Annotated in this window: 9 protein-coding genes; 7 read left to right on the top strand and 2 right to left on the bottom strand. The window is 67.7% G+C overall.

The window, feature by feature from the left end; translation table 11 throughout:
* Positions 1-220 precede the first annotated feature (220 nt).
* The 6 genes from VF662_RS16290 (at position 221) to VF662_RS16265 (ending at position 4,416) form a co-directional block, all read left to right on the top strand.
* Positions 221-904 (top strand): hypothetical protein, encoded by a 684-nt coding sequence (locus VF662_RS16290; RefSeq protein WP_464143003.1) that lies wholly within the window; start codon positions 221-223, stop codon positions 902-904.
* A 49-nt stretch (positions 905-953) separates the two neighbouring features.
* Positions 954-1,328, top strand: coding sequence for a fluoride efflux transporter CrcB (crcB, locus tag VF662_RS16285; RefSeq protein ID WP_464143002.1), 375 nt, complete (start codon positions 954-956; stop codon positions 1,326-1,328).
* Entirely contained in the window at positions 1,325-2,410 is a 1,086-nt protein-coding gene (locus VF662_RS16280) for an RluA family pseudouridine synthase (protein WP_464143001.1), read from the top strand. The genes crcB and VF662_RS16280 overlap by 4 nt, the downstream gene beginning before the upstream one ends.
* Before the next feature lie 415 nt (positions 2,411-2,825).
* A complete protein-coding gene (locus VF662_RS16275) occupies positions 2,826-3,488 on the top strand; it encodes an HAD-IA family hydrolase (RefSeq protein ID WP_464143000.1) in 663 nt (220 codons plus the stop codon).
* Positions 3,485-3,730 (top strand): hypothetical protein, encoded by a 246-nt coding sequence (locus VF662_RS16270; protein WP_464142999.1) that lies wholly within the window; start codon positions 3,485-3,487, stop codon positions 3,728-3,730. Before VF662_RS16275 ends, VF662_RS16270 begins: the two co-directional genes overlap by 4 nt.
* Positions 3,727-4,416: an ATP12 family chaperone protein gene (locus VF662_RS16265; RefSeq protein ID WP_464143004.1), complete on the top strand. Its 690-nt coding sequence runs from the start codon at positions 3,727-3,729 to the stop codon at positions 4,414-4,416. Before VF662_RS16270 ends, VF662_RS16265 begins: the two co-directional genes overlap by 4 nt.
* Here the strand turns inward: VF662_RS16265 and VF662_RS16260 are convergent.
* The gene (locus VF662_RS16260; protein WP_464142998.1) at positions 4,413-5,000 is read right to left on the bottom strand and encodes a hypothetical protein; all 588 of its coding nucleotides are present in this window, start codon (positions 4,998-5,000) and stop codon (positions 4,413-4,415) included. The two genes, VF662_RS16265 and VF662_RS16260, sit on opposite strands and share 4 nt — an antisense overlap.
* Before the next feature lie 61 nt (positions 5,001-5,061).
* Entirely contained in the window at positions 5,062-5,694 is a 633-nt protein-coding gene (gmk, locus tag VF662_RS16255; protein WP_464142997.1) for a guanylate kinase, read from the bottom strand.
* Here gmk and VF662_RS16250 point away from each other — a divergent pair.
* The coding region (locus tag VF662_RS16250) for a DUF1697 domain-containing protein (RefSeq protein ID WP_464142996.1) at positions 5,582-5,899 on the top strand (318 nt) is incomplete at its 3' end. The genes gmk and VF662_RS16250 overlap by 113 nt on opposite strands.

Raw genomic sequence — 5,899 nt, 5'->3', positions numbered from 1 at the left:
CGGGCCAAGGGTGGTGGGTTGCAGGCGGGGCGCGCAGCCGCGGCTATGCCGGGCCCTGGGAGGGGCCGGAGGCGACGCGGTTCATCCGCGCCGTCCAGTCGGAAACCTTCGCCTACTGGCAGTCCCGCTCTGGCACAGAGGGCGAGGCGGTCGGCGGTTAACCACGTCTGCTCACGCATTGGCGGCGACAATCGCGCATAAGGGGCTCGAGGAGCTCCCTATGTCGATACGCGCTGCCACTCTCGTCCGCATCCTCGCCGTCATCGGCGCACTGTCGCTCGGCGCCTGCCGGGACAGTCAGTCCGAGCTTGCGAAGCTCGATAACCAGATCATCGGCAACGACACCGATCCGGCGCTCACCAGCGCGCTGGAAGACCAGATCATGGTCGATCCGGCGCTGACCCAGCAGTCGAACCGCAATGCGGTGCGGCCGCCGGAAACGCCGACGCAGGCGCAATATCCGTTGCCGCAGGGGAGTCAGCCGGCACGCCGCGCTGCCGCAGTCCAGGGCACCGGAACGGGCGCCCGCGCAAGCGCCGCCGCGGACAGCGGCGAGACCGGCAGCGGCGGCTGCGGCCCTGACCTCAACTACAGCATGCAATGGGCGCGGCGCCTTCCTGCCGCCTTCGCAGTCTATCCGGGCTCGCGCATCACCGACGCCGCCGGCTCCGACACGGCTGATTGCCGCGCCCGCGTCGTCACCTTCACCACCGCCGATGCGCCCCAGCGGGTCCTCCAATATTACGCCGCCCGGGCCGGCCGCGCCGGCTATTCGGCCGAGCACCAGCGCCGCGAGGGCGATCACATCCTCGCCGGCACCAGCGGCGAGAGCGCCTTCTACCTTATCGTCACGCCCACCGGTGCCGGCTCGGACGCCGCCCTGATCGCCAGCAGCGGCGGCTAAACAAGCTCCGCCACTGGCGAAGCGGCGGGGGCGGCGCTACATCGCCGCAATGCCGCATCTCCTCCTCGTCATGCTCGGCGGCGCGATCGGCGCTGCCCTGCGCTACCTTGTGGGCCTGGCGGCGCTGCGCGGCGTCGGCCCCGATTACCCTTGGGGCACATTGATCGTGAACCTCAGCGGCGGCTTCCTCATGGGGCTGCTCGCCGGCATTCTCGCCCGCGGCGGGAACGTCGAGGGGCTCCGTGCCTTTGCCGGCGTCGGCATTCTCGGCGGCTTCACCACCTTCTCCGCCTTCAGCCTCGAAACCGCGAACATGATCGAGCGCGGTCAGCTGCTCGGGGCGGCGGGCTATTCGCTTGCGTCATTATTCGGAGCCGTGGCCATGCTGTTCCTTGGCCTTTTCGCAATGAGGGCGGCCGCATGAGCAGCGACGTGCGCCAGTTCACGGTCTCCGCCGAAGACGACGGCATCCGCCTCGACCGCTGGTTCAAGCGCAACCTGCCCGAAACCAGCTTCAACCTCGTCTCGCGCTGGTCGCGGACGGGGCAGCTGCGGCTCGACGGCAAGCGCGCCGGCCCGGGTGATCGGGTCGAGGCCGGTCAGGTGGTGCGCGTGCCTCCCGCCGATCCCGCAGCCGAAGCGAAGCCCGCCAAGCCGCAGCGCAAGACGCTGAGCGACGACGAGATCGCCTTCGTCAACGAGATGGTGATCCACCGCGATCCTGCCGCGATCGTCGTCAACAAGCCGCCGGGCCTCGCCACTCAGGGTGGCACCAAGACCAACGTGCACCTCGACGGTCTGCTCGACGGCCTGATCGAAGACGGCGAGCCGCGCCCGAAGCTCGTCCACCGGCTGGACAAGGATACCTCCGGCGTCCTCCTCATCGCCCGCACCCCGCGCGCCGCCGCGTTCTTCTCCAAATCCTTTTCCGGCCGCACCGCCCGCAAGGTTTACTGGGCGCTGGTGGTCGGCGTTCCGGAGGTGAAGGACGGCTTCATCGACTTGCCTATCGGCAAGCAATTCGGCACCGGCGGCGAGAAGATGTGCATCGACGAGGAGCAGGGCCTCGCGTCGAAGACCCGCTACCGCGTCGTCGAGCGCGCCGGCAACCGCGCCGCCTGGGTCGAGCTCCAGCCCCTGACCGGTCGCACCCACCAGCTGCGCGTCCACATGGCGGCGATCGGCCATCCGATCGTCGGCGATGGTAAATATGGCGGCGCCGAAGCATTCCTCACCGGAGCGATCAGCCGCAAGCTCCACCTCCACGCCCGGCGCCTCCGGATCGACCATCCCGACGGCGGCCGCATCGACGTCACCGCCGATCTTCCCGCTCACTTCTCCGAGAGCCTGGCGAACCTCGGTTTCAGCCTGGAGGCGGGCGATCTCCCGCTCGACGAGGTGAAGTTCTCCGAGACGCCCGAAGGAAAGCGCAAGGCAGCCACCGCCGCCGCCAAGGCCAGGCGCAAGGAGCGGAAGGGAGAGCGGCGCTCGCGGGGCAGGGGATGACGCCCAAACCGGAGCGTATCGCTCGATTGGTGCTTCTGCCGCCGCTGATTGCCCTAGTGGGATGGTGTACTCTAACGAACCGACAAGACCGACCTCAACCCAACGACAAGGTCTTGCAGCGGTCTCTCGACCCGGCAACAGGCCTGGAGGCGTTTCTAGTAGTACGGATCGGGGGCTCGCTCAGCTCTGACGTATTCAAGGTATTCGTCGGGCGCGCCGGGGATGCTTGGTGGGACGGAGAGATGCTGATGTTGGGACGGCGCTTTTCCAGGGTCAAGAGATTGCGCTGGCGGCGCGGCCGATCCTTGTGCCTCGTCGCTTCACAAGATGGAGTGGAGGACCTGACGAGTTCGACGACGATCGATGGCGCCCGGGTCGAATTCGAAATCCGCCCTTCCGAGCGTGCGTGCAGGGGATGACGAACCGCCTCGCCATCTTCGATTGCGACGGCACTCTGGTAGACGGGCAGGCGAATGTCTGCCTCGCCATGGAGCGCTGCTTCGGCGAGGCCGGCCTTCCGCTCCCGACGCGTGAGCAATCGCGGCGGATCGTCGGCCTCAGCATGGTCGAGGCGATGCAGGCACTGCTTCCGGAGGGCGCGCCGGACCAGCATTTCGCGCTTGCAGACGGCTACAAACGCCACTTCCACCGGATGAGGGCCGAAGGGCTGGTCGCCGAGCCGCTCTACGACGGCATCATCGATCTCCTTCAGGCGCTCGACGAAGGCGGCTGGCTGCTCGGCGTCGCCACCGGCAAGTCGGACCGGGGCCTTATCCTCTGCCTCGAGCATCACGGCCTTCGCGGCCGCTTCGTCACCCTTCAGACCGCCGACCGCCACCCTTCGAAGCCGCACCCGTCGATGATCGAGCAGGCGATGGCGGATGCGGGCGCCGCGCCCGGGACCACGCTGATGATCGGCGACACCAGCTACGACATGGTGATGGCGAAGGCGGCGGGAGTGACCGCGATCGGCGTCTCCTGGGGTTATCACTCGGCGGCGGAACTCGAAGCCGCGGGCGCGGATTACATCGCGGACACACCCGCCGACATCGCCGGCTTCGTGAAGGCCCTCCAATGAGCCCCAATCCCGCGCCGCAACCCTCCGAAGCGACCTGGCGCAACCGCTTCATCCTGATCAATCTCACCCGCATCGGCGGCACAATCATCGTGCTCCTCGGCCTCCTCATCTGGAACAGCGACTGGTTCCGGCCGGGCGGGTGGCCCGAGCTCGGCATCGCGCTTGCGGCGATCGGCCTTCTCATCAGCTTCGGCGGCCCGCTGGTGCTCGCCCGCAAGTGGCGGACCCCGCCCGGGCAATGAAGCGCTTCTACAAGGACGCCGCTGCCCGGCCCGCCGAGGGCGGGCACGAGATCCTGCTCGACGGGCGGCCGGTGAAGACGCCGGCGCGCCACCCGCTGGCGGTCCCGAGCGAGCGGCTTGCGGCAGCGATCGCCCAGGAATGGCAGGCGCAGGGCGAGAAGATCGAGGCGCGCTCGATGCCGCTCACGGGCCTCGCCAATGCCGCGATCGACCGGGTTGCGCCCGACAAGGAGACCTTCGCCCGCGGGCTCGCCCTCTACGGCGAGAGCGATCTCCTCTGCTACCGCGCCGAAAGCCCCGCCGGCCTCGTCGCCCGCCAGTCCGAGCTCTGGGATCCGCCGCTCGCCTGGGCGCGGCGCCGCTTCGACATCAATTTCGAGGTCGTGCCCGGCATCATCCACCGCCCGCAGCCGCAGAACACGATCCAGCAGCTCGCCCACGCCGTCGCCGCCCGCGATCCGTTCGAGCTTGCGGCTTTATCGCCGCTGGTGACGATCGGCGGTTCGCTTGTGCTCGCGCTCGCGCTGGCCGAGGGCGAGGTGGACCTCGAGACGGCATGGGCCGCGGCGACCCTCGACGAGCAATGGCAGCTCGAGCAATGGGGCGCCGACGCCGAAGCCGAAAAGGCGCTCGAAGGCCGCCGCCGCGATTTCGACGCCGCCTACCGCTTCCTCCAGCTGCTCTAGACTTCCGTGGGAGCGTCCGCCGGAGCGGCCGTAGCCATGTGCGTGCGGGGCAGCAGCTTGAGGATGATCAGCCCGGCAACGCCCAGCGAGACCGTGTCCGCAACGAACAGGTAGATGGCGTGGCCCCAATCGTGGTGGAACCAGACCGGCTCGCCTAAGCGCATGAATACGGTCGCTCCAAGCGTGCCCAGGATCAGCAGCCGCACCCGCTCGGAGAAGCTCGCGACGTGGCGCGAGAGGATATAGAGCCCCATCGCCATCAGGACGGCAACGACGAGCAAGTGGATGAACCCGCCGATCATCGTCCCCGCATCGCCGATCGCAAAGCCGGAGGTGTTGTAATGGATCGTCGCGATGGGCCCACGTCCGTACAAGGTCGTCTGACCTGCGGTCTCGGCCGAAGGGACGGAATAAGTGGCGGTCTGGGGCAGGTTCTGCGCCAGCGATGTCTGCACCGCCGCCGCCTGCGGATCGGGAAGGCTCTTGGTGCCGATGCCCGCGAGCGGCGTCGCGAAGAACAGGAAGCCGAAGATGAACATCGCGACCGCTGCCGCGACCGCGCCTATAAGTGCCCGTCCGATCATGTCTCTTCCCCCTGTCGTTGCTCAAACAGCGTAGCGCCGATCGAATAGGGAAGCAAAATCCTCAGCCGATCAGAGTCCGGACGAAATCGTGAAGGAAGATGCGGCGAGTCGCCTTCAGCCGCTCCGCCTTCAGCACGGTGTGGACGAGTTTCCGGCAATGCTCCGCATCGTCGTTGATGAAGACATAGTCATATTCGGCCCAGTGGCTGATCTCGGTCGCGGCGCGCGCCATCCGGCTGGCGATCACCTCGTCGCTGTCGGTCGCGCGGCAGCGCAGGCGCCGCTCCAATTCCTCCATCGAGGGCGGGAGGATGAAGACCCGGACGATGTCGGGATCGACCTGCTTCAGTTGCTGCGTGCCCTGCCAGTCGATGTCGAGCAGAACGTCGCGGCCGCTCTCGATCTGCTTCATCACCTCGCTCTTCAGCGTTCCGTAGCGGTGGCCGAAGACGTGCGCCCATTCGAGGAAGGCGCCGCTGGCAACCAGCTCGTCGAATTCGTCGTTGCTGACGAAGTGGTAATCCGCCCCGTCCTCCTCGCCCGCGCGGATCGGGCGGGTGGTGGCGGAAACCGAAAGGCCGATGCCGTCGTCGGCGTCCAGGATCATCCGAGCGATCGTCGATTTGCCGGCGCCGCTGGGGCTCGAAAGGACGAAGAGGAGCCCGCGCCGCTTGAGGGGATTGACCGTCGCCATGGCCGCTAGTGGCGTGGCGGACCGAGGTGCGTCAAGCTATTGGATGCGGATGAGGAGCTTCATTGCGCTTCTGCGCGGCATCAACGTCGGCGGGAAGACGAGCATCCCGATGGCGGAGCTGCGCGCGCTTGCGGAGGGGATCGGCCTCTCCGACGTCAGGACCTACATCCAGAGCGGCAATCTGCTGTTCGATGCTGAACAGCCG

This window comes from Allosphingosinicella sp., assembly GCF_036387215.1.
Taxonomy (GTDB): Bacteria; Pseudomonadota; Alphaproteobacteria; order Sphingomonadales; family Sphingomonadaceae; genus Allosphingosinicella.
The sequence above is the reverse complement of the archived record's forward strand: the minus strand, read 5'-3'. Positions and strand labels throughout refer to the sequence as shown.

Coding starts and splice junctions, on each gene's coding strand:
- VF662_RS16290 (WP_464143003.1), top strand. CDS start 221: ATGTCGATACGCGCTGCCACTCTCGTCCGCATCCTCGCCGTCATCGGC.
- VF662_RS16280 (WP_464143001.1), top strand. CDS start 1,325: ATGAGCAGCGACGTGCGCCAGTTCACGGTCTCCGCCGAAGACGACGGC.
- gmk (WP_464142997.1), bottom strand. CDS start 5,694: ATGGCGACGGTCAATCCCCTCAAGCGGCGCGGGCTCCTCTTCGTCCTT.
- VF662_RS16275 (WP_464143000.1), top strand. CDS start 2,826: ATGACGAACCGCCTCGCCATCTTCGATTGCGACGGCACTCTGGTAGAC.
- VF662_RS16265 (WP_464143004.1), top strand. CDS start 3,727: ATGAAGCGCTTCTACAAGGACGCCGCTGCCCGGCCCGCCGAGGGCGGG.
- VF662_RS16270 (WP_464142999.1), top strand. CDS start 3,485: ATGAGCCCCAATCCCGCGCCGCAACCCTCCGAAGCGACCTGGCGCAAC.
- crcB (WP_464143002.1), top strand. CDS start 954: ATGCCGCATCTCCTCCTCGTCATGCTCGGCGGCGCGATCGGCGCTGCC.
- VF662_RS16260 (WP_464142998.1), bottom strand. CDS start 5,000: ATGATCGGACGGGCACTTATAGGCGCGGTCGCGGCAGCGGTCGCGATG.